Origin of the sequence: Lacipirellula sp., from assembly GCF_965279485.1 — a bacterium.
GTDB lineage: Bacteria > Planctomycetota > Planctomycetia > Pirellulales > Lacipirellulaceae > Lacipirellula.
Genome location: NZ_CBDIIC010000002.1, coordinates 1881009 through 1902579 on the forward strand (window position 1 = coordinate 1881009; position 21571 = coordinate 1902579).

Consider the following 21571-nt stretch of genomic DNA (forward strand, 5'->3'; position numbering starts at 1 on the left):
AGTCCGGGCTCCGTGCGAATCGAGAGCGACAATCGCCATCGATCAGCGACTTGAGACCGCAAGTCACTGGTTGCGAGTGAGACCCCGCATTCAAGGTGACCGATTTGATCACGCGGCGCGAAACTCAATGCAATCGCTCCAGAGTTGCCAACAATTCCGGCCTCAATCTTGAAGTCGCTTCGAGGATTGCGCGACCAACCGGCCAAGTCACCCGCCTTCGTTCGAAGGTTGGTCGGCGAAAAGTAAGCGGTCGCAACGCCTTGCCATCGACCGGTCCTAACACTTGCCTCAAGTTCGAAGAGATCAGGCGGATCGCGGAAAACAATCCGCACATCGAGCGTCGGTCGATGAAGTTCGCCTTCGTGCATTAAACGACTCACTGGCTCTAGCACGCAAACCTATTGCCGCCGCTACTTCTCCGAATGCATAGTCTGCGGCCAGTACTTCTGGAAGTCGAAGTCGGGGCTGTTGTCGAGGTCGTGGCACTCCATGCAGTTCTTCACCACCTCGCCGTACTTCTGTCCGTCTTTGTTGCCTTCGTTGTCTTCGATCTTCATCCGCAACGCGACTTGCAACGCCTGCTTCTCTTGGTCGGTGGCGTCGATTTCGCCGCTTTCAGCCTTCACGTGCGCGGCGGCGGGACCGTGGCAGTTCTCGCAGCCGTTCTGCGTCATTAACGGTGTTTCGGTAAGGCCGAGATAGCCGCTCTTGTACGGGAAGTATTGCTGAGCATTCCAGCCGGTCACGTGACACGACAGACACTCGGGATCGAAGTGCCGCGGCGGGTCGAGCTTCACCAGCGTATCGGTCGCGTGGGCGTGCGGCGTTTTCACAAACACATCCCAGGCGGCCGCATGGCACGCCGCGCATGATTCCGAACCGGCAAACTCGCCATCGGGATGAGCGACCGGCTTCAGCCCCAGCCCCTCGAACGTCGCCGTCGCGAGTTCTTTTTGATAATCAACGAGCCGCTTCTTCATCTTCGGCCCCTCGACGAACCGCGAATCAAGCGGCACGCGCTGGTAGCGGATCGGCTGTTGGGCGTCGGCAAAGAAGCCGAGCACGATGACGTACATCCCTTTGTGCCCCGCCTCGATCAACAGCGTCTTCGTTCCGGGAATCACCTTTGGGCTGCTGGGAGGCTCCTCGGCGCCGCCAGTCGTGGCGACTACCTGGAATTGCGGAAACTGCTGAGCGAGCGTCGCCGCTTCGGCTGGGTCGCCGTGGACCATCAGCACCTGCAGGTTGCACTTCTCGGCAGCGAGCAGCGGCACGACTTTCGCAATCGCTTCGGCGGGCGGGATCGTCGCGATATCGGCCCGGCCTTTAATCGCGGCGATGTGCTTGGCGCCGAGCACCGACGTGACGCCGATCCGCTTGCCGCCCGCTTCGACGACGCGGAAGCGAGCCGTCATTCCCATCTCAACCGATTCGTCGAGGCCGTAGACGCCGACGTTGGCCGAGGTGACGGGGTTCTTGGCCGGGTCGAGATTCATCAGCGCGACCGAGACCGCTTCGACGTTCCCCAACGACAACTCGTTGACGCCCAAGCCGATCGCGTTGTAGCCGAGGTCGACGAGCGACTCGAGGGCGTACTTGTACTTGATCTCGGCCTGAACGCCGTCGCGTTTGACGAGGCCGCCCATGTCGAGGTTTACCAGCGGCCAACCCTTGGCGCGAAGATCGTTGAGCAGCGTCTCGCGACGCTTGAGCCCGCCCTTCTGATTCTCAAGGCCCGCGCAACCGCATGGTTCGAGATAGCCGTCGAGTTCGCCGGAAATCACCAGCGCGAATTCGGGCTTCGGCCAGCCGACGAAGATTTCGCCGTTCGCTTTGATCGGGTCGATCGTCGGCTTCGCGGTCGGATCGGCGGCGTTGCCGACGAATGCTAGCAGCCCGAGAACGACGAACGCGGAGGCCGCAAAGGTGACAATTCGCATGGTGGCAAGCCGCCGGAAATGGAGCCGTAAAGGATCGCAGGTGAACCTTTATGGTACCGGTTGCCGCAAAACGGGGCCACCGCGGTTGGGTGAGTGGGCAGTGGGCAGTGGGCAGTGGGCAGTGGGCAGTAAAGAGGCAGGGGTCGGGGCTGCATGTTACTCAACCGCCCCCTGCCGACTGCTCACTGCCGACTTTCCCCCTACGGCCCCCCTACGGCTTCACCGTAAACGTCACCCGCAACCGCACCTCGGACGTCTCGGGATGGGTCGTCGACAGGATGATCTCGCCTTCGCCACCCTGATCCTCGCCCATCATCACCATCGGCCGCGTTCCCTTTGGGATCTCGACGATTAGCGGCGTCTGCACGAGGTTGTCGCGGATTACCTTCGGATCGCCCAGCGTCGCCTTCAATTCTTCCGGCTTCACCGATGCGATTTTCAGCGTCGTCGACTTCGCATGGTCGCCGCGAATAGAGATGCTCAACCGCGTCGTCGAACCCTCGGCGCTCGTCGTCGGAGCGAGCCGCAGCACGCCGCTCGGTTCGTTCCAGCCGGCGCCAAAGATCGAAATATCGCCCTTCACCGAGCCATAGATCGGCACCTCGATGCTCGGCGCCCGCTTGAGATTCGTCTTCATCTTGAGCGAGCCGACGAACGGTCCAATCGTCCCCTTTGGCTTGAACGTCGCCACAACCCGGGCTGCGGTCTCGGCGCCTGGCGGCAACTCAGCCTTTGGAACCTCTTCAACCTTGACGTCGACCTGCTCGGCCAGCTTTGCGTCGAGGACCTCCGTCGATTCGATCTTCACTTCGGGTTCAAGCGACGAAGTCACGAGCATCTCGGCCACGCCGTCCGTGCCGATGCTGACGCTGCCGAAGTTCAGCACCGATGGCGAGAGCGTCGTCGAATCGACAATGTCGCCTTCAACCATCAGTTCGATCCGATCGCGTTCCGGGTCGTTCGTGCGAAACGTGGCGCCATGGCGAAACGGTCCCGGCGGAACTTTGGCCGCCCATTCGAGCATCACCTTCGCCGACTCGCCCGGTTTCACCGTCGCGCCGGCGCCCGGCTCGACGTCTTGGCCATTGAGTTCGACCGTCGTGCACTTGCAGGTGTGCGAAACGAACTCCAGATCGAGCGGCGACTTGCCGTCGTTCTTGATTTCGAACGTATGCTGCTGCGTCGTGCCGCTCTCCATCTTGTCGAAGTTGAACGTCGTTTCGTCGATCACCGCTTGAGCGGAATTGCTCGGCGGGGCGTCGCCCTTGGCCGCCGGCTCGGTCGCCGCTGGGGCAGGCTTCGAGCCGTTACGCATCGTCCAGGGGCGGGCTTCCCAGTAGCCGAGCGCCGCGCCCGCCGCAATGCCGAGGGTCGCAGCCGAGAGGAACCAAACAAGCGTCGTTTTCATCGTGATCGTCGCCAGGAGCGTGGAAGTCGGAGCCGAAGTCTGTGGCCGCGGAGCCTCCGCGTATCTTCGATTCTAGATGCCGCCTCCGCGGGGCGTCAATTTTGCCGGCGGACGCGCGGCAGCAATTCCCGGCAACTCGTGAAGAACGCCTGAAAGTCGGCCCGGCGATAATCGGGATAGGTCCACTCGAACGGCTGCCAACCCGCTTTCCGGTACGACAGCGTCACCTCGGCGTAGATGCCATCGGCGAGGTAGATGCGGTGGGCATGGTCTTTCGTCGAGGCGAGCACCAGCTTCGCCAGAGTGATATAGCCAGGATCGAGGTTAAGCGGCCGCGGTTCGGCGTGGAGTTTCAGGCCGGCGTACTCCGCCTCGAGAAAGTTCGTCTGTCGCTTGATTGCCGGCAAGCGGCCCGGATCGACGAGTTGCTCAAAGACCCAAAACTGCTTCTTGAGCCCAACGCCCATCTCGGCGTCGTAGTAGTTGGTTTCGGTGAAGTCGAATGCCGAGCTCACCGCGGCGGGCGGGCCGTACTCAGCTTCGCATTCACGCAGGCCCCAAACGAGGGCTTCCTCGTAACGGCTGCTGGCCGCGACGAGAAACTGGACTGGCAGCGGTTCGTGAATGTCGCCCATCGCTGCATTGCCTCTGCGTGTAGTTAGCTCGCTCGAATCATGGACGGGACAACAGGATTTCGCGGATCGACGGGATGAAGAGCGAAGAAAGAGTAGGCGAGCTGAGCAGCCAACCCGCCACCTCATTCCAATCCTATCCTGTTGATCTGCGCAATCCTGTTATCCTGTCCATCCCCGAACAGCGCTGCGCAGTCGAGACGGTCTAGTAGCTCTTCGCGAACACGCCTCGTTTCGCGCTTGGCTTGCCAGTGAAGATGCACGTCCCCGGCTCTGCTTCGCCGTCGAGCGGCACGCAGCGGACGGTCACCTTCAGCTCCTTGAGCTTCTCCTCGATCTCGGGCGAATCGACAAAGTGGCAGTACGCCAAGCCGCCGTGGATCTCGGGGTTGTCGGCGTTCTTCGGCGTGAAGAACTTTTCGAACTCGGCGAGCGAATCGATCTTCACCGTCGCTTCGTCGCGGAGCTTCGCGGCACGGTCGAATAGGCCTTGCTGCATCTCGGCGAGCGTCGCAGCAATGTTGGCGACGAACTCCTCAGGCGTCGGCTTCGTTTCGTACTTCACACCATCGCGACGGGCTGGAAACAACTTCCCATCGGCAATGTCGCGCGGGCCGATTTCCAGACGGATCGGCACGCCGCGCTTCACCCATTGCCACTTCTTGTCGCCGCCGCGGATGTCGCGGTCGTCGATCCGCACGCGGACCGCTTCGCCGACGTATTGCTGGGCGGCGAGATCCTTCTTCAGCCCCTCGCAGAACGGCACGACCTTAGCCCGTTCTTCCGGCGTCTTGTAGATCGGCAGAATGATGACGTGGGCGGGCGCGAGCTTCGGCGGCAGCACGAGGCCGTCGTCGTCGGAGTGGGTCATGATCAACCCGCCGATCAGCCGGGTCGAGACGCCCCAGCTGGTGGTCCAGGCGTATTCGAGCTGGCCCGCTTCGCTTTGGAACTTGATCTCCTGGGCCTTCGCAAAGTTCTGGCCGAGGAAGTGGCTCGTTCCCGCTTGCAGTGCTTTGCGGTCCTGCATCATCGCTTCGATGCTGTAGGTGCTCACCGCGCCAGGGAAGCGTTCGCCCGAGGTCTTCTCACCTTTAATGACCGGCATCGCCATCGAGCCTTCGGCGAACTCGGCGTACACGTCGAGCATCTGCCGCGTCTCGATCTGCGCTTCGTCGGCCGTCGCGTGAACGGTGTGCCCTTCCTGCCAGAGGAACTCCGTGGTCCGTAGGAACATCCGCGTCCGCAGTTCCCAGCGGACGACGTTGGCCCATTGGTTGATGAGAATCGGCAGGTCGCGATACGACTGCACCCACCGCGCGAACGTGGCGCCGATGATCGTTTCGCTCGTCGGACGGACGATCAGCGGCTCTTCGAGCTCGGCCGAGGGCGCCGGGCGGAGGCCCCCCTTGCCGTTTGGTTCCAGCCGATGGTGCGTCACCACCGCGCATTCCTTCGCGAACCCTTCGACGTGCTCCGCCTCCTTTTCAAGGAAGCTCATCGGGATGAACAGCGGGAAGTATGCGTTCTCGTGCCCAGTCGCCTTGAACATCGCGTCGAGCTGCCGCTGAATGTTCTCCCAGATCGCGTAGCCCCACGGCTTGATGACCATGCAGCCGCGGACGTCGGAATTCTCGGCGAGATCGGCGCCCTTCACGACTTGCTGGTACCACTCCGGGTAGTTTTCGCTGCGGGTGGGCGTGATGGCGGTTTTACCGGACATGGGCTAGAGCGGAGGGTTCAGGTTGAGGTAGCCGCGGGTCAACGACCCGCCGGAGCGTCACAAGGAAAGCGGGCCATTCTAAACGACTCCCCTCCCCTGCGGAATGCGAGCGTGAATACAGGAAAGGCAGCCGCCGCGGACGACAAGTTCGCCAGCACCGGCCCAGCCGCCGGCAAATACGGGCGGGGCTGGTTTTGGTATGATTGTTCCTTCCTGCACGCGCTCCGGCGGGTCGTTGACCCGCGGCTACCTGAACCCCGACGCCTGAACCCTTCCCTATGCCTGATCGTCGCTTTGTTAGCCAACTCGCCCACAACGAACCGGTTCAGCAGGTCTTTCTCGCCTCCGAGAAGCTGCTGCGGCCGAACAAGAACGGCAACCTCTACCTCCAGGTCGATCTGAGCGACCGGAGCGGGTCGATCAACACCCGCATGTGGAATGCCAGCGAGGATGACTACAAGGCGTTCGAGAACGGCGACTTCGTGGTGGTCGACGGCGCCACGCAGCTGTTCCAGGGGAACATGCAGCTGATCGCTAACCGCATCCGCCGCGCGCGGCCGGACGAAGTTTGCGAAGCCGACTTCATGACGCTGCAGTCGGCCGACGTCGACCGGATGCGGGCCCGCCTGGTCGAGATCCTCGGCAAGATCCAAACGCCGCCGCTGCAGCGACTCGTGAAGGCGTTCGTCGACGACTCGGTCTTCATGGACAAGTTCTGTATCGCCCCCGCCGGGATGAAGAACCACCACGGCTACAAAAGCGGCCTGCTCGAACACGTCGTCAGCCTGCTGGAGCTCGTGCTCGTCGTCGCCCCGCGCTATCCGCAGCTCGACCAAGACAAGCTACTCGTCGGCGCCTTCCTCCACGACGCCGCGAAAGTCGACGAGCTGAGCTACGACCGCGACATCTCCTACACCGACGAAGGCCAGATGCTCGGCCACATGATCATGGGCGTCACGATGGTCGACGACAAAGTCCGCGAAGCCGTTCGCAAAGACGGCATGCCGATGCCCGAGAAGCTGATCACCGAGATCAAGCACATGATCATCAGCCACCACGGCGAGTACGAGTACGGCAGCTCGAAGCTGCCGATGACCCTCGAAGCGGTGGCGCTCCACCACCTCGACAACCTCGACGCGAAACTGGCGAGCTTCACCCAACTGATCAACGACTGCCCGAATGCAGATAGTCCGTGGACGCAGTACTTCACGCAGATTGGACGGAAGCTTTACAAGGGAGCGATGTAAGCCACCAAGCGAGCCGGGGCGTCCCCGCCCCCGGCGCACTAAGGAAAGACTAACCACGAAGACACGACGGCACGAAGGAAACACGAAGGGAATTGCGAAACCGCTGATCCGGCTCTCGGCTCTTCTTCGTGCGCCTTCGTCTCTTAGTGCCTTCGTGGTTCCTCCTAAGAACAACCGACAATGCAACATCTCCGCGAAGAAATCCTTTCGATCGTCAATCACGCCGACTACAAGGCGATGAAGCCGAAGATGATCGCCAAGCGGCTCGGGCTCAGCGGCGACGAGGCGGAGACGGTGCGCAAGACCGTCAAGAAGATGGTGCGTGAAGGGCTGCTAGCCTACGGCTCGAACCACATGGTGCTGCCGGTCGCAAACCCACGCGCTCTGGCCCCCTCCCCCTCCGAGGGGAGGGCTGGGGAGGGGGGCGAAGCAGGTACACGCGCTGATGGCGACACAGATGCCAACTCAGCAGGCGACACCCCTCCCCTATCCCCTCCCCATCAAGGGGAGGGGGGCCAAACAGAACAAAAACGGACCAAGAAGAAAAAGTCGAACCGCGACCCGAATCACATCGTCGGCGCCTTTCGCCGCATGGAAGCCGGCTTCGGCTTCGTCCGCCCCGAGGGAACGCAGCGCGTTGAAGGACGCGACGCCGACATCTTCATCCCCGCCAACGCCAGCGGCGATGCGGCCAGCGGCGATACGGTGAGCGTTCGGCTCAGCCATCGCGGTCGCGGCGGCAAGATGGAAGGCCACATCATCGAGGTCGTCACCCGCGCTACCAATCGCTTCGTCGGCACGTACTTCGAGCAGGGTGGCATGGGAATGGTGCAGATCGACGGCAAGCTCTTTGCCCAAGCGATCTACGTCGCGACCCGGGTGCGAAGGGCGTGCAGCCCGACGACAAAGTCGTCATCGAGATGGTCCGCTTCCCCTCGCACGTCCACGATGGCGAAGGCGTGCTCATCGAGGTGCTCGGCGGTCGCGGCCTGCCGGGCGTCGACACGCTCTCGATCATGCACGAGTACAGCCTCCCCGGCCCGTTCGCCGAGGACGCCCTCGAAGAAGCTCGCCAGCAGGCAGAGAAATTCGACGAATCGATCGGCACCGAAAGCTCGGGCCTGCACCGCCAGGATATTACGAACGAGACGATCATCACGATCGACCCCGTGACGGCCCGCGACTTCGACGATGCGATCTCGCTGACGCAGATCGACGATCACGTGGGGAATCCGGGGCACTGGATCCTCGGCGTCCACATCGCGGACGTGTCGCACTTCGTCCAGCCGAAGACAGCTCTCGATCGTGAGGCGAAAGAGCGGGCGACGAGCGTCTACCTGCCCGATCGCGTCATCCCGATGCTGCCGGAGATCATCTCGAACAACCTGGCAAGCTTGCAGCCTGACAGGGTGCGGTACGCGATCACGGCTCGCATCGAGTTCACCGCCGACGGCACGCCGATTGGGACGGAAGTGTTCAAGAGCGCGATCAAGAGCGGGCGGCGGTTTACGTACGAAGAGGTTGACGAGTATCTGCTGGCGAAGGGGCTAGTCGACCGGAGCAGCAAAGACAAAAAATCTGCACCAGCCGCGTTGCGAGGCGAGGAAGCGGAAAAGTTTGACCAGAAGGCCCCCGCTCCTGCCTCAACCCCGCAGGGGAAAGCGACTGGAGCGGCGCCGCCGCACTTAAAACTTACCGCCGACGTCGACTCGCTCCTCGAACGGATGTTCACGCTCGCGATGAAGCTCCGCGAACGCCGCTTCCGTCGCGGGGCGCTCGAACTGAATCGCCCCGAGCTCGAAATCGATCTCGACAAAAACGGCCGCGTCACCGGCGCTCATCTGGAGATCAACACTGAGAGCCATCAGATCATCGAAGAGTTCATGCTCGCCGCGAACGAAGCGGTCGCTGAGAAACTCTTCGATGACGAGCTAATTTTCCTCCGCCGCGTCCACGGGGCGCCCGATCCGCGGAAGCTGAAGTCGCTCACCGCGTTCGTCGGCGAGCTTGGCATCAAGACCGACAGCCTCGAAAGCCGGTTCGCGCTGCAAAAGCTGCTCAAAGACGTCGAAGGCGATCCGCGCGAGCATGCCATTAACTACGCAACGCTCCGCTCAATGCAACGGGCCGTTTACAGTCCCGAGGAAGAGGGGCACTTCGCGCTGGCGAGCGACTGCTACTGCCACTTCACTTCGCCGATCCGCCGCTACCCAGACCTCACCGTCCACCGGCTGTTCGACGATCTCGCCCAAGGCAAGAAGCCGGTTCAGAGCCTCGAAGCGCTGCTGATCCTCGGCGACCACTGCAGCGACCGCGAGCAACGGGCGACCGAGGCCGAGCGCGAGCTGAACAAAGTGAAACTGCTCAACTACTTCGCCGATAAAATCGGCACGGAGATGAACGGTTACATCACCGGCGTCGAAAGCTTCGGGCTGTTCATCACCGGGTCCGACATCCCAGCCGAGGGCTTCATCCCGATCGCCGCCCTCACGGACGACTATTACCGCTACGACCGCGCGGGCCACGTGGTCCACGGCCTGCGAGGCGGTAATTCGTATCGATTGGGCGATGCGGTGCGGATCGCCGTGGCTGCGGTTGACGTCGATCGCCGCGAGCTCGATTTCCGCCTGATCGGCCGCATCGGCAAATCGAGCGGCCCCGCCTCGACCGGACGCAACCGCCGCGGCGGCGAAGCTCCGCATGGGCCTACGAAGCCTGGTAAGAAGAAGGGGCCTCGCAAAGGAGGCAAAGGCCGGAAGTAGCGCCGCCCCTGGCGACTGGCTCGGCTGCCCGTAGAATACGGCAGCCCGCGTGGTCCCGTGCGCTGCGGGCTCGCACGCCTAGATTTCACCAGATTTCAACCAAACTCTGCGCAATCGCGATTCTTCCGCCCCGCGCCCGCTTGCCGTACAACAAACGACTCCCCGCCGCCCTCAACTCGCGAACGCCATGAACGACGACTCTCAACTCTTGCAGACGCCGCTTCATGGTTGGCACGTCGCCCACGGCGGGCGGATGGTTGATTTCGCCGGCTGGTCGATGCCGGTGCAATACAGCTCGATCGTCGAAGAGCACCAGGCGACCCGCAAAGCCGCCGGCCTGTTCGACATCTCGCACATGGGCCGGTTGATTATCGACGGTCCCGACGCCCAGCGGTTTCTCGATTCGCTCCTCACGCGGCGGATCGACGACATGACGCCGGGGCAGGTCCGCTACTCGCTCGTCTGCAACGAGACTGGCGGAGTGCTTGACGACATCCTCGTCTATCAGATTCAACTCCCCGAAGGGGGCCTCAGCGGTTACGGCCTGGTGGTGAACGCCAGCAACCGCACGAAGATCATCTCCTGGCTCAACCAGCGCCGCGGCAGCTTCGACGTCGGCATCGACGACAAGACGACCGAGTACGCGATGATCTCGATCCAAGGTCCACGGGCAATCGAAGTGCTCGACGCGATCTGCGACCACGAGCTCACCTCGCTTCGCTACTACTTCGGAGTCATGACTCGCGTTGCCGCGTTCCGCAGCTTCGTTAGCCGTACCGGCTACACGGGCGAGGATGGCTGCGAGATTATTTGCGACGCGGCCGACGCCGGCATCATTTGGACGCGGCTCATTGAGCGCGCCGAACCGCTCGGCGGCGGCCCAGTAGGCCTCGCAGCGCGCGACACGCTGCGGCTCGAAGCCGGCATGCCGCTGTACGGTCATGAGCTGTCGGAACAGATCAACCCGGTCCAGGCTGACGTCAGCTTTGCGGTCAACCTCCGCAATCGCGAGTTCGTCGGCCGCGAAGCAATCGTCAAAGCCCAGAAGGACGAGCAGCAATCGGTGCGCGTTGGCTTGCAGCTCGAAGGCAAACGCCCTGCCCGCGAAGGCGCCGTTATCCTCCACGGCGACGAGGCAGTCGGTGCGGTAACGAGCGGCACGTTCTCGCCGACGTTCGAACGGCCGATCGCGATGGGCTTCGTCAAGCAAACCGCCTCCGCCCCCGGCACCCCGCTGGCCGTCGACATCCGCGGCCAACACCACCCCGCCCAAGTCGTCCCGCTGCCGTTTTATCAGCGCGGGAAATAATCGTCTCTCGCAGAGACGCAGAGTTTAAATACAGAGCCTGTGAGTTTTCATATACATAAGCCCCTCGTTGCTTGTTCAGCACCGAGGCGAGTTAGAGACATCGAGTAGACCAACCGTATCCCTCTGCGTCTCCGCGCCTCTGCGAGAGACTGCACAGAATCACGAAGGAGTCTGGCCGTGAAGCCCGAAGATCTTCATTACGCCAAAACACACGAATGGGTCTCTGTCGCCGAAGTGGGCGGGCAGAAGATCGCCACCGTCGGCATCTCGGCGTTCGCCGTCGAGGCCCTCACCGACCTCGTGTTCATCGAACTCCCCAAGGTCGGCGCCCAGGCCGAGGCGGAGCAGCCCTTCTGCGAAGTCGAATCGGTGAAGGCCGTGAGCGACGTCTACGCCCCCGTCACCGGCGAGGTGATCGAGGTGAACACGGCGCTCCCCGACAAGCTCGAAATCCTCAGCACCGATCCGTACATCGAAGGCTGGATCGCGAAGATTCGCATCACCGACGAGTCGAACCTCGGCAACCTGCTCGACTTCGCCGCTTACCAAAAGCAGTGCGAAGAAGAAGGGCACTAAGACAAAGGGGAAATGCGAAAGTGGAGAGGCGCTAACCTGCGTCATCCTTATCGCTAAGCGTCCCCTTTCCCATTTCCACTTTCGCCTTTCAAACCATGCCGTACCACTACAACACGCCCGAAGATCAAGCCGAAATGCTCGCCTCGATCGGCGCAGCGAGCATCGACGAGCTCTTCGCTCCGATCCCCGACGCGCTGCAGTTGAAGCGGCCGCTCAACTTGCCGCCGGCGCTGTCGGAGATGGAGCTCGATCAGCACCTGCGGCAGCTCACCGCGCTGAACGACTACGCCGGCACGAAGGTCTGCTTCCTCGGCGGCGGCAGCTACGATCACTTCGTGCCGTCAGTGTGCGACGTGATCGGTTCGCGGAGCGAGTTCTACACCTCGTACACGCCCTATCAGGCGGAAGCCAGCCAGGGCAACCTGCAGGTGATGTTCGAGTACCAATCGCTCATCACGCGGCTGACGGGACTCGACGTCGCCAACAGCAGCCTCTACGACGGCGCCAGCGCCGCTGCCGAGGCGGTGTTGATGGCGCTCCACGCGGGCGGCAGCCGGAACAAAGTGATCGCGCCGTCGTCGCTCCATCCGGAATATCGCCAGACGATCGCGACCTACTTCGAGAACATCGACGCGGAACTCGTCACGCTCGACTGCCCGGCTGGCGTCCTCGACGCGGACGCCCTCGCCGCGGCAATCGACGACAAGACGGCCGCGGTCATCCTGCAGCAGCCAAACTTCTTCGGATGCATCGAAGACGCCGACCGCATCGCCGCCGTCGCGAAGGGCGCGGGGGCCCTACTGATCTCGGTCTTCGATCCAATCAGCCTCGGCATCTTGAAGCGTCCCGCCGACTATGGCGCGAGCATCGCGGTGGCCGAAGGGCACACGCTCGGCACGCCGATGAGCTACGGCGGCCCCTACCTCGGCATCATGTCGTGCGACAACTCGCTCGTCCGCCGCATGCCGGGCCGCATCGTCGGCGAGACAGTCGACCGTCGCGGCAAGAAGTGCTACGTCCTCACGATGCAAACCCGCGAGCAGCACATCCGCCGTGACAAGGCGACTAGCAACGTCTGCACGAACCAGGCGCTGTTCGCCGTTCGCGCGAGCGTTTACCTCGCCCAGGCCGGCCCGCAGGGGCTCCGCGAAACGGCCAATCTCTGCTTGCAGAAGACGCGCTATCTCGCCGAACAGCTCTGCCAGAACGAACGCTTTAGCCAAGCCTTCGACGCGCCGACGTTCAAGGAAGTCGTCATCCGCGACGCCGAGAACAACGTTGACGGCCTGCTCCGCGAAGCCATCGACGCCGGCTACCTCGCCGGCCTGCCGCTCGGGCGCTGGTACCCCGAGCTGAGCGACTGCTTCCTGGTAGCCGTCACCGAGAAGCGCACGAAGGCCGACATCGATGGCTTGGTGAAGTCGCTAACTGCCAAGTCCGCACGCCAACCGGCTCACGTGTAAGCGGAAAATACTTAACCGCCAAGAGCGCCAAGAAATACAAAGAAAAACAGGAACCGCGGATGAACGCAGATTAACGCAGATGAATTAATTTCTTATCGGCGTGTATCTGCGTTCATCGGCGGTTCCCAAGTTCCCCCTTGGCGCTCATGGCGTCCTTGGCGGTCCAAAAACCGAAGTAAAAAAGACGATGCGAAACACCCGCGACACGCAGCTCTTGTTCGATCTCTCCAAGCCAGGCCGCCGCGCCGCTCGCTTGCCGGCGTGCGACGTGCCGGAGTCGGCGATTGAGGACCTGCTGCCGACGACCGCCGTCGCCGCCGCTCCCCCCGCGCTGCCAGAAGTGCCGGAACCGCAAATCATTCGGCACTATCTCAACCTGTCGACGCTCAACATGTCGGTCGACACCCATTTCTATCCGCTCGGCAGCTGTACGATGAAGTACAACCCGAAGCGGAACGAGCGGGCCGCCGCGATGCCGGGCTTCGCCGACCTGCACCCGCTGCAGCCGGCCGAGACGATTCAGGGAATGCTGCACGTCCTCTACGAGATGCAGCAGTACCTGTCGGAGATCTCAGGCCTGCCCGCCTGCTCGCTGCAGCCCGCCGCCGGCGCCCATGGCGAGTACGCCGCCCTGCTCGTGGCCGCCGCCTACTTCCGCGACATAGGCCAAGCGGCTCAACGCGTAAAGGTGCTCGCCCCCGACAACTCGCACGGCACCAACCCGGCGAGCGCCGTGATGGCCGGCTTCAACACGGTCACCGTGAAGACCCGCAGCAACGGCGGCGTCGACATGGAAGACTTCTACAAGAAGCTCGACGACAACATCGCCGTGTTCATGATCACCAACCCGAATACGGTCGGCATCTTCGAACCGAACATGCGCGAGATCGCCGACGCGGTCCACGCGAAGGGTGGCCTCGTCTATCTCGACGGCGCCAACATGAACGCCATCCTCGGCGTCACTCGACCCGGCGACTTCGGCGCCGACATGCAGCACTACAATCCGCATAAGACTTTCAGCGGCCCCCACGGCGGCGGCGGTCCTGGCGCGGGGCCGATTTGCGTCACCGAAACACTGGCGAAGTACCTGCCGTCGCCCATCGTCACCAAGGACGAGAGCGGCAAGTACGCACTGGCCTACGATCGTCCAAGCTCCATCGGCCGCGTCCGCTCGTTCTTTGGCAACGTCGGCGTGCTGCTGCGAGCCTACTGCTACATTCGCACGCACGGGCCGGATGGGCTCCGCCGCGTCAGCGAGAACGCGGTCCTCAACGCCAACTACCTGCTCAGCAAGGTGAAGCACATCTTGCCAGTGCCGCAGGGCGATCGCTGCATGCACGAGTTCGTGGCCAGCGGCTCGAAGCTCAAGGCCGAGCGCGGCGTCGCGGCGATGGATCTCGCCAAACGGCTGCTCGACTTCGGCTACCACGCCCCGACCGTTTACTTCCCACTGACGGTGCCCGAAGCGATCATGGTCGAACCGACCGAAACGGAGAGCAAAGAGACGCTCGACGCGTTCGCGGAAACGCTGTTCCGCATCACCGGCGAAGACCCCGAGCTGCTGCATGAAGCGCCGCACTCCACGGCGATCAGCCGACCGGACGAAGTCGCCGCAGCGCGTAATCCAATGCTCTGCTGCCGGGTTGATTGAGTGCTGGTCTTCGTAAGAAATCTCTCGCAGAGGCGCGGAGACGCAGAGAGATTGAATCGACGCTTACAACGAAACCGTGGGCGGCACGTGCAGTGAATTTTCTCAAGGATGTTTCCGGATACCCCATTCAGCCAACTCCTTGCTCTGAATTCCCTCTGCGTCTCTGCGCCTCTGCGAGAGACTGTTCCAGATGACGCCCTGCCGATTGATTGTTGACCCGCCCCTCGACGGCGCCTGGAACATGGGCTTCGACGAGGCCCTGCTGGAGCAAGCGGCCGACGCGGGGACGGCGACGCTTCGCTTCTACCAGTGGCAGGAGCCAACCCTCTCGCTCGGCTACTTCCAGTCGTACGACGAACGCGACACCCACGCCGCCAGCCGGCAGGCGGCGGTCGTCCGGCGGCAAAGCGGCGGCGGCGCCCTGATGCACGACCGCGAGCTGACCTACTCGCTCTCTTTGCCGGCCGACCATCCACTCGCCCGCCAGTCGCCGCAGTTATACGACGTCGCCCATCGCTCGCTGATCGAGTGCCTCGCCGCCGAGGGAGTTGGTGCGGCACTCCACAGCGATCGTGACACTCCTCCCGCCGCAGCCGCCTCCCCTGCCCTGACCGGCAAGGTCGAGCCAAGCGACAGCGACGCTGCTGAGCCCTTCCTCTGCTTCGCCCGTCGCACCTCGGCGGACATCGTGCTGCCTGGCTCGGTCGCCGCGGAACCGCCCGTGAAGATTGTCGGCAGCGCCCAGCGACGACGACGGGGCGCCGTCCTCCAGCACGGCTCCATCTTGCTCGACCGGTCGCCCGCTGCGCCGGAGCTCGCCGGCATCGAACAAATTTCGGGAGTGTCTATCACGCCCGACTGGATCGTTAAGAATTGGAAAGGATCTCTAGCAACCTTACTGAAGCTTAAGCTAACGCCCTTTCAACCAGCCGACGACTCGGCGTTAATGGATCGCGCTGAGGAGTTGCGCGCCGGCAAATACGCCGATTCCGCTTGGACCCAACGCCGCTGATTTGGCGTGGAGAGCCCGGCGAGCGAGGCCCGATACCTACATAGGTGAGGCCTTGGGCCTGGCGACGAAACGTTTGGGCATCGGATTTGAGTAGGCGGTCAGTTAGGCAAGAATGCCCGACCCACGTGCGGCTTCCCGCGGCGCAGATAAAATAACGCCCGAGGGGGGTTTGTGATTTCGGGTCCAGCGGTAGAATTCCCGCAGGACCGGGTCTGGATTTTGCTGTACGGACTACAGCGGCCGTGTTATTCTCGCAATCAGAGCCTGTGGGGGGCTCCGATTGACTATTCGATACGGCCGGAAGAGACCAGACTCGCCGACAGGGTTGATCTCATTGGGTTGATCTCACTGCGACCAAAGGCTTTTGAGCGCGTGGAAGCGCGTTCAGGGACAGCAGCCTGCGCGCGGTGGGCCTATGGGCACGCGCTCCTAGCGCCCCGCTACGCGCCGGCTTCATTAGAGGCTCGGCCATGGACGTTACGTTAAAAGTGTTGGAAGGCGCCAAAGTCGGCGCGAAGATCGCCATCAAGAAGGCCGAATTCACCATCGGCCGCAGCCAGAGTTGCAGCCTTTGCGCTGGCAGCAGCGCGGTCAGTCGTCAGCACTGCATGATCAGTCGCGACGAATCGAAGGTTACCGTTCAAGACATGGGTAGCCGCAACGGCACCCTGGTGAATGGCAACAAGATCGAGGGAACGGTGGAGCTCGCCTCGGGCGACGAAATCACCGTCGGTCCCCTCAAGTTCTTGCTCACGATCAGCACTAGCCTGAACAGCGTTAAAAAGCCGGAAGTGAAGAGCGTCGCTGAAGCGGTAGCTCGGACCGCTAGCAAACCGACCGATTCGGTGGGCGACGCCGATATCTCGGAATGGTTGCTTGGCCCCAGTTCCGCGCTGAACGAAACGCAAACGATCCGCATCGACGACACGAACGCAATCCACAAGATGCACGCTGCGGCAGCTGCGGCCGCGGAAGCTGAGACCTCTGCCGGAACTCCCGAAGCCGGCGCCGCTGAGTCGGAGAAGGCGACCGACCACTCCGGCAAGCCAGCCAAGAAGGAACCAGGCAAGCTCCCGAAGCAGCCCGACAAGGCAGGCTCCAAAGATAGCCGCGAGGCCGCAGTCGAGGCGCTTCGCGCCTGGAGCCGACGTCGCTAGAACAACTGGCGACGTTCCCTCGTACAATAAAAGCCACCGGCTCCGCCGGTGGACGAGCCGCCAAAAATGATTGGCGTGAGTTCGTCCACCGGCGGAGCCGGTGGCTTTCATATTGCCGTTCGCCGACGTACCCGAGTAGTTCAACCATGGATATTCAACGCCAATCTCGCCCCCAGAAACCGCAAGCTGCGCTGCTAGGCCTTGGCTTCGACGCCGACGACGGCCACAAGCGCATCACCCGCGGCAAAAATTTCCTGCTCGCCGGCGGTTCGCAAGAAACGCACGGCATGATGCAGGAGACGGCGATCAAAATCAACGAGCGGCTGGACAAAGCGGGCAAACGCCTCGCCGACGTCTCCGTGAACGAGCTCCGCGACATCGTCGCGGATATCCGCAAGTAGGTTGGGTTCTCAGCCCGACGGCGGCGGCTATACGGCATCCGCAAAGAAAACAAAGCCCGGCATCGCTTTCGCGCTGCCGGGCTTGCTAGTTCTTGAACTGAATCTTGAGAGGGTGGGTTCTGTCGGGCTGAAAGCCCAACCTACTAGAACCCGGCCGCTTCGAATTCCTCTTCCTGGCTCATCGCGCCATCGCCCAGCACTTCGCCTTCAGCGGCGAGCATCGCCCGGCCGGCCGGCGACAGGCGGACGTAACCCAGGCCGCGGATCACTTCCAGCACTTCGCTGCAGGTCGGGAACATCCGGCCATTCTTCCGCTTGTAGTCGTCCATCGCGTTCATGAATTCGACTTCTTCCACCGAGTAATCACGCTCGCAGGTGGTGGGGTCGATCTGCCGACGACGCTGCACCTTAGCCCGACGCTCCAAAGCCGGCGCGGCCGGAGTCGAGGCCTCTTCCCGACGGCGATCGATCGTCACCAACTCTTCGCCAGCCTTCGTGCTCTTCCGCGACGACGAGCGGGGGGTCGCAGCGGTCCGTTGCTTCGGGGCGGTCGAGGCCTTCGCGGCGGACGACTTGCGAGCGACGGTGGCGGTAGCGGTCTTCTTGGCGGGCATGGCGTCTGATCTCCGTGCAGTGGGGAAGGCCCGTGGCGGGCAGTCGGCGTTCGCAGCGGACAGGTGTCCCTGACGCTAGCAGTCATCGACCCAGCAGGGCGACAAAGTAGACCGACTAGGAAAAATAGCACATTTAAGGGATCTTGCCGGCTTGGTCGGCTAGTGCGGATTAGCGAACCGTTCCGGCCCTGCGGCTGAGGGCCTGTCGCGGCCGTCACAGGCGGCCCCGAAGCCCCGCCAACGAGCCCAATAACCGTCCCAGCCGGACCGCCACGCGGTTCGGGCAGTGGGCCATTTGTGATGGCTGTTCGCTGCGGCAATCCCTCCACCGCCGCCGCCCGGAGGGCGTGGCCTCCGGCTAACTCTCCGAGACTCGCCTTCCGCTCAACGAGCAATTCAGGTTGCGACGACTTTCCCGCCTCGCTACCATCCCCGCGCGAGCAGACCGGCCGGTCCCGCATTCTCAAACTGCCGGCCCCCTCGCCGAGGAGTTTCCCATGCCGATCATCTTCACCTACTGCCGACTTGCCGTCGGGCTCGCCGCGGCCGTGGCGCTCGCTGCCGGCTGCAGCCAGGTGCAGTCGACCGCGCTCAACTCCGAAGGCGTCCGCCTCTATCAGGCCGGCAACTACCAGCAAGCCGCCGATTCGTTCCAACGGGCCATCGCCAACGACCCGCGTTCGGCCACCAGCTACTACAATCTGGCCGCCGCGCTCCACAAATCGGGCAAGCTCACCAACAACCCGAACGATCTCGCCCAGGCAGAACGGTATTACAACCAGTGCCTGGAGTACGATCCGAACCACACCGAATGCTACCGCGGCCTCACCGTGCTGCTGGTGGAAACGGGCCGCACCGACGCGTCGTTTCGCTTGCTAGAAGGTTGGGCCACGCGCAGCCCGCAGCTCGCCGACCCGCGCATTGAGCTCGCACGCCTGTCGGAAGAGCAAAACAACCAGCAACTTGCGTCGGCTCGCTTAGTCGAAGCCCTGGCGATCGAGCCGACCAATCCCCGTGCTTTGACGGCGCTCGGCCGCCTTCGCGAAGTGCAAGGCGATCGGGCTCAGGCCCTCGCCAACTACCAGCGTTCGCTCGCGGTGAATCGGTACCAGCCCGAAATCTCGGCCCGCGTCGCCGCATTGCAAGCCTCTGGGGCCGGAGTCGGCGTGCCTACGTCGCCGCTCGCAAACCCGACCCCGGGAACGCAAACGGCAAATCAGTGGCAATCTTCGGTGCGGTATTAAATGGCTGTCAGTGGTCCGTTGCCCGTCGTCAGTTGCTGAAAAATACTGATCAATTATTCGCAACTGCCCACTGCCCACTGCCCACTGACGCTTATCGAATCCGCCGCTCGTGCAAGCCTTCCAGTAGATCACTCGCCGCATCGAGCGACGCCGGCCCATCGCAACGACTGGCGAGATCCTGGCACCGCTCCCGCACGTCGGCTGAACCGAGCAGTTCTCCGAGCACCGCAGCGACGCGCGTCGTCTTGAACTTCACCTGCGGCACGACGGCCCCGACGCCGAGTCGCGCCAACCGCGAGCCGTTGTCGAGTTGATCGTACGCCATCGGCATCACCACCTGGGGCAACGCACTGGCAAGTCCCTGAGCGCAAGTGCCAATGCCGCCATGATGCACCAGCGCGGCAACTCGCGGCAGCAACTTGCTGAACGGAACGAAGCCGAAGCTCCGCACGCACGCCGGCAAGCCGGGCGGCAGTTGCGACGGGTATTTCGTCATCAGCAGGCCGCGGCGACCGAGGCGCTCGCACACTTCGCCGGCGGTGCGGAAGAACTCCGTCGCCTGCATGTTCGCCGAGCCGGGCGCAAACACGATTGGCGGATCACCCGCCCGGAGATACGCCTCGACCTCGGCGCTGAGCGCCTCTTCCGCCGGCGGATCCCACAGTGGAAACCCGACCACTGCCGTGTGCGCCGGCCAGTCGGGCTGCATCGGGCCGAACCAATCAGGGAACAATCCCAACACCAACTGCGGCGAGTTGTTCCACGATGTGAAGATCCGCGCCACCGGCGACAGACCTTGCCGCGCCCGCAATTCGTTCACCGTCGGGGCGATCAGCGGATCGACCATCCAACGATCAGCCGCCCAGAACATCGCGCGCTTGGCCCACCTCGGCCACTTGGCCATGTTGGGCGTCCCCATGTAGCGCGACGTCTCGTGCACGGTCATTAGCGCCATCGGCGCGTAGTGAATTGATGCGAGCGGCGCGCGATGCTTTTCCTGGAAGATGCGACTCGCCAAGTCGAGGCCATGGGCGCCGAGCACCGTGTCGCCCGCTGTGTAGTGTTCTTCCAGCAGCGAGTAGACTTCACCCATGTAGTGGGCGGCCCCGCGCGTCATCACCAGCTTCAACCCGCGCTGCGGATGCCACAGATCGGGGTGGAGCATCAACTCGCGATACTCGTCGGCCGTCCCGAGCGGGAGCATTTCGAGGCCGGCGCCTTCGACCACCGACTGAAAGTAGGGGTTCACGATCACCTGAACCCGATGCCCGCGGCCGCGCATCGTCGCCCCCAGCCCGACCATCGGCAGCACATCGCCGTAGCTGCCAAACGCGCTGAGAATCAAATGCATCGCCTGTCGCCCGTCATTCCGCCGCGAACCGCCGCCTGAGAGCGCCCAATCATCCCCCGACCGGCGCCATCCGACAACCCCGGACCGGCGTTGCGATTGCTCACTGTTCCGATGACAATAAAAACACACCACCAAGACACGAAGGCGCCAAGGAGTTCACCGAGATGCCATCAGACGCCAATCGGCTGATGGATGATCCTCACTCGCATCCTTGGTGCTTTTCTTAGTCTCTTCGTGTCTTGGTGGTTGGCTTCCCAATCACCGCTCAGCCAGCTTCACCATGCCGCAACCGCCCGAAGACGACGACGATTTCGAGCTCGAACTCGAACCGGTCGATCCTGAGATCATCGCCCATCGCCAGGAGCGGGTGCAGCAGACCGTCGAGTCTGCGGCTAAGAAGATCGACGTCGACGAACTGTACGAGCCGCGCAGCGACTACAGCGACCTGGAACTCGACCTCAGCGGATTGAAGTCGTTTCGCTTCACGACGCGGACGCTGCTGCTGATCACCGCCGTCGTTGCCGTCGGGATGACCATCCGGCTCATGTACGACGGCTGCATGGTGATTTTCATCGCGATGGTTGCGACCGTCGCGTTCGGCTGGTACTGGATCAGCATCCTCGAACGTAAGCAAGAAGCCGAACGGCTCGCCCGCCGCGAAGCGTTCCAGGCCCGCATGGCCGCTCCTCACGCCAGCCCTGCCGCCCAGCCCGCGGCGACGGCGAAGGTTCCCGAGTCGAAACCCGCCTCGCCGTTCGACGATGGAGCGCCGCTAGACGGACCGGAGAAGCGTCCCTTCTTCGACGTTGATTTTGCCTACTCGATGCAAGAGCTGCTGATTACCAGCGCGGCAGTCGCGGTCGCCTTTGGACTGCTCACCTGGATCACGAAGGGGCACTCGCCCAAAGTATTCGGCCTCATCGCTCTGGCCGGCCTCGCGTCGTTGGCGGCAAACTTTAAGCCCCACCGCCTCGTCGTGCTCGCCTGGGGAGCGCTCATGGTGATCTACGTCGGCTACGGCTTCGTCACCATGATGATGCCAGTCAAGCCCTAGCGCGCCACGCTGACGATTGCACAAAGA

The 21571-nt window shown here is 62.9% G+C and carries 17 protein-coding genes and 1 pseudogene; 12 read left to right on the top strand and 6 right to left on the bottom strand.

All coding sequences use genetic code 11. The features are described from left to right. Positions 1 to 410: 410 nt before the first annotated feature. The 4 genes from ACQY7R_RS15180 to proS form a co-directional block, all read right to left on the bottom strand. A complete protein-coding gene (locus tag ACQY7R_RS15180; protein WP_428306431.1) occupies positions 411 to 1940 on the bottom strand; it encodes a multiheme c-type cytochrome in 1530 nt (509 codons plus the stop codon). Between the two features lie 211 nt (positions 1941 to 2151). Then, complete coding sequence (locus tag ACQY7R_RS15185) at positions 2152 to 3348, bottom strand: DUF1573 domain-containing protein (protein ID WP_428306432.1); 1197 nt, start codon at positions 3346 to 3348, stop codon at positions 2152 to 2154. Positions 3349 to 3443: 95 nt separating this feature from the next. Continuing rightward, complete coding sequence (locus ACQY7R_RS15190) at positions 3444 to 3983, bottom strand: DUF4416 family protein (RefSeq protein WP_428306433.1); 540 nt, start codon at positions 3981 to 3983, stop codon at positions 3444 to 3446. Between the two features lie 202 nt (positions 3984 to 4185). Then, positions 4186 to 5703: a proline--tRNA ligase gene (proS, locus tag ACQY7R_RS15195; RefSeq protein WP_428306434.1), complete on the bottom strand. Its 1518-nt coding sequence runs from the start codon at positions 5701 to 5703 to the stop codon at positions 4186 to 4188. Between the two features lie 278 nt (positions 5704 to 5981). Between proS and ACQY7R_RS15200 the strand changes: the two genes are divergently transcribed. From ACQY7R_RS15200 to ACQY7R_RS15245, 10 genes and pseudogenes are all read left to right on the top strand, one after another. Next, complete coding sequence (locus ACQY7R_RS15200) at positions 5982 to 6950, top strand: 3'-5' exoribonuclease YhaM family protein (protein WP_428306435.1); 969 nt, start codon at positions 5982 to 5984, stop codon at positions 6948 to 6950. Between the two features lie 591 nt (positions 6951 to 7541). After that, positions 7542 to 7658, top strand: a pseudogene (locus ACQY7R_RS15205) (hypothetical protein); the annotation flags it as partial. 182 nt (positions 7659 to 7840) lie between these two features. After that, positions 7841 to 9712, top strand: a complete 1872-nt coding sequence (locus tag ACQY7R_RS15210; RefSeq protein WP_428306436.1) for a ribonuclease R family protein — start codon at positions 7841 to 7843, stop codon at positions 9710 to 9712. Between the two features lie 187 nt (positions 9713 to 9899). Beyond that, positions 9900 to 11021 carry a glycine cleavage system aminomethyltransferase GcvT gene (gene gcvT, locus ACQY7R_RS15215; RefSeq protein ID WP_428306437.1) on the top strand — a complete coding sequence of 374 codons (1122 nt, stop codon included), beginning with the start codon at positions 9900 to 9902 and terminating at the stop codon, positions 11019 to 11021. A 177-nt stretch (positions 11022 to 11198) separates the two neighbouring features. Then, positions 11199 to 11597 (top strand): glycine cleavage system protein GcvH, encoded by a 399-nt coding sequence (gene gcvH, locus ACQY7R_RS15220; protein WP_428306438.1) that lies wholly within the window; start codon positions 11199 to 11201, stop codon positions 11595 to 11597. A gap of 95 nt (positions 11598 to 11692) precedes the next feature. Next, positions 11693 to 13060, top strand: a complete 1368-nt coding sequence (gene gcvPA / locus ACQY7R_RS15225; RefSeq protein WP_428306439.1) for an aminomethyl-transferring glycine dehydrogenase subunit GcvPA — start codon at positions 11693 to 11695, stop codon at positions 13058 to 13060. A gap of 187 nt (positions 13061 to 13247) precedes the next feature. Beyond that, positions 13248 to 14711 carry an aminomethyl-transferring glycine dehydrogenase subunit GcvPB gene (gene gcvPB / locus ACQY7R_RS15230; RefSeq protein ID WP_428306440.1) on the top strand — a complete coding sequence of 488 codons (1464 nt, stop codon included), beginning with the start codon at positions 13248 to 13250 and terminating at the stop codon, positions 14709 to 14711. 190 nt (positions 14712 to 14901) lie between these two features. Beyond that, a complete protein-coding gene (locus tag ACQY7R_RS15235) occupies positions 14902 to 15723 on the top strand; it encodes a lipoate--protein ligase family protein (RefSeq protein WP_428306441.1) in 822 nt (273 codons plus the stop codon). Between the two features lie 470 nt (positions 15724 to 16193). Further along, the gene (locus ACQY7R_RS15240) at positions 16194 to 16880 is read left to right on the top strand and encodes an FHA domain-containing protein (protein ID WP_428306442.1); all 687 of its coding nucleotides are present in this window, start codon (positions 16194 to 16196) and stop codon (positions 16878 to 16880) included. Positions 16881 to 17026: 146 nt separating this feature from the next. Further along, positions 17027 to 17281, top strand: a complete 255-nt coding sequence (locus tag ACQY7R_RS15245; protein ID WP_428306443.1) for a hypothetical protein — start codon at positions 17027 to 17029, stop codon at positions 17279 to 17281. A 143-nt stretch (positions 17282 to 17424) separates the two neighbouring features. Here ACQY7R_RS15245 and ACQY7R_RS15250 read toward each other — a convergent pair whose 3' ends face one another. After that, the gene (locus tag ACQY7R_RS15250; RefSeq protein ID WP_428306444.1) at positions 17425 to 17895 is read right to left on the bottom strand and encodes a hypothetical protein; all 471 of its coding nucleotides are present in this window, start codon (positions 17893 to 17895) and stop codon (positions 17425 to 17427) included. 497 nt (positions 17896 to 18392) lie between these two features. Here ACQY7R_RS15250 and ACQY7R_RS15255 point away from each other — a divergent pair, with 497 nt between their 5' ends. Next, entirely contained in the window at positions 18393 to 19139 is a 747-nt protein-coding gene (locus ACQY7R_RS15255; RefSeq protein WP_428306445.1) for a tetratricopeptide repeat protein, read from the top strand. A 91-nt stretch (positions 19140 to 19230) separates the two neighbouring features. Here the strand turns inward: ACQY7R_RS15255 and ACQY7R_RS15260 are convergent, their stop codons facing one another. After that, entirely contained in the window at positions 19231 to 20490 is a 1260-nt protein-coding gene (locus ACQY7R_RS15260) for a glycosyltransferase (RefSeq protein WP_428306446.1), read from the bottom strand. A gap of 280 nt (positions 20491 to 20770) precedes the next feature. Here ACQY7R_RS15260 and ACQY7R_RS15265 point away from each other — a divergent pair, with 280 nt between their 5' ends. Next, a complete protein-coding gene (locus ACQY7R_RS15265) occupies positions 20771 to 21544 on the top strand; it encodes a hypothetical protein (RefSeq protein WP_428306447.1) in 774 nt (257 codons plus the stop codon). Positions 21545 to 21571: the final 27 nt, after the last annotated feature.

Coding starts and splice junctions, on each gene's coding strand:
- ACQY7R_RS15200 (WP_428306435.1), top strand. CDS start 5,982: ATGCCTGATCGTCGCTTTGTTAGCCAACTCGCCCACAACGAACCGGTT.
- ACQY7R_RS15250 (WP_428306444.1), bottom strand. CDS start 17,895: ATGCCCGCCAAGAAGACCGCTACCGCCACCGTCGCTCGCAAGTCGTCC.
- proS (WP_428306434.1), bottom strand. CDS start 5,703: ATGTCCGGTAAAACCGCCATCACGCCCACCCGCAGCGAAAACTACCCG.
- ACQY7R_RS15235 (WP_428306441.1), top strand. CDS start 14,902: ATGACGCCCTGCCGATTGATTGTTGACCCGCCCCTCGACGGCGCCTGG.
- ACQY7R_RS15190 (WP_428306433.1), bottom strand. CDS start 3,983: ATGGGCGACATTCACGAACCGCTGCCAGTCCAGTTTCTCGTCGCGGCC.
- ACQY7R_RS15260 (WP_428306446.1), bottom strand. CDS start 20,490: ATGCATTTGATTCTCAGCGCGTTTGGCAGCTACGGCGATGTGCTGCCG.
- ACQY7R_RS15185 (WP_428306432.1), bottom strand. CDS start 3,348: ATGAAAACGACGCTTGTTTGGTTCCTCTCGGCTGCGACCCTCGGCATT.
- ACQY7R_RS15180 (WP_428306431.1), bottom strand. CDS start 1,940: ATGCGAATTGTCACCTTTGCGGCCTCCGCGTTCGTCGTTCTCGGGCTG.
- ACQY7R_RS15265 (WP_428306447.1), top strand. CDS start 20,771: ATGCCGCAACCGCCCGAAGACGACGACGATTTCGAGCTCGAACTCGAA.
- gcvPB (WP_428306440.1), top strand. CDS start 13,248: ATGCGAAACACCCGCGACACGCAGCTCTTGTTCGATCTCTCCAAGCCA.
- ACQY7R_RS15245 (WP_428306443.1), top strand. CDS start 17,027: ATGGATATTCAACGCCAATCTCGCCCCCAGAAACCGCAAGCTGCGCTG.
- ACQY7R_RS15240 (WP_428306442.1), top strand. CDS start 16,194: ATGGACGTTACGTTAAAAGTGTTGGAAGGCGCCAAAGTCGGCGCGAAG.
- gcvPA (WP_428306439.1), top strand. CDS start 11,693: ATGCCGTACCACTACAACACGCCCGAAGATCAAGCCGAAATGCTCGCC.
- ACQY7R_RS15255 (WP_428306445.1), top strand. CDS start 18,393: ATGCCGATCATCTTCACCTACTGCCGACTTGCCGTCGGGCTCGCCGCG.
- gcvT (WP_428306437.1), top strand. CDS start 9,900: ATGAACGACGACTCTCAACTCTTGCAGACGCCGCTTCATGGTTGGCAC.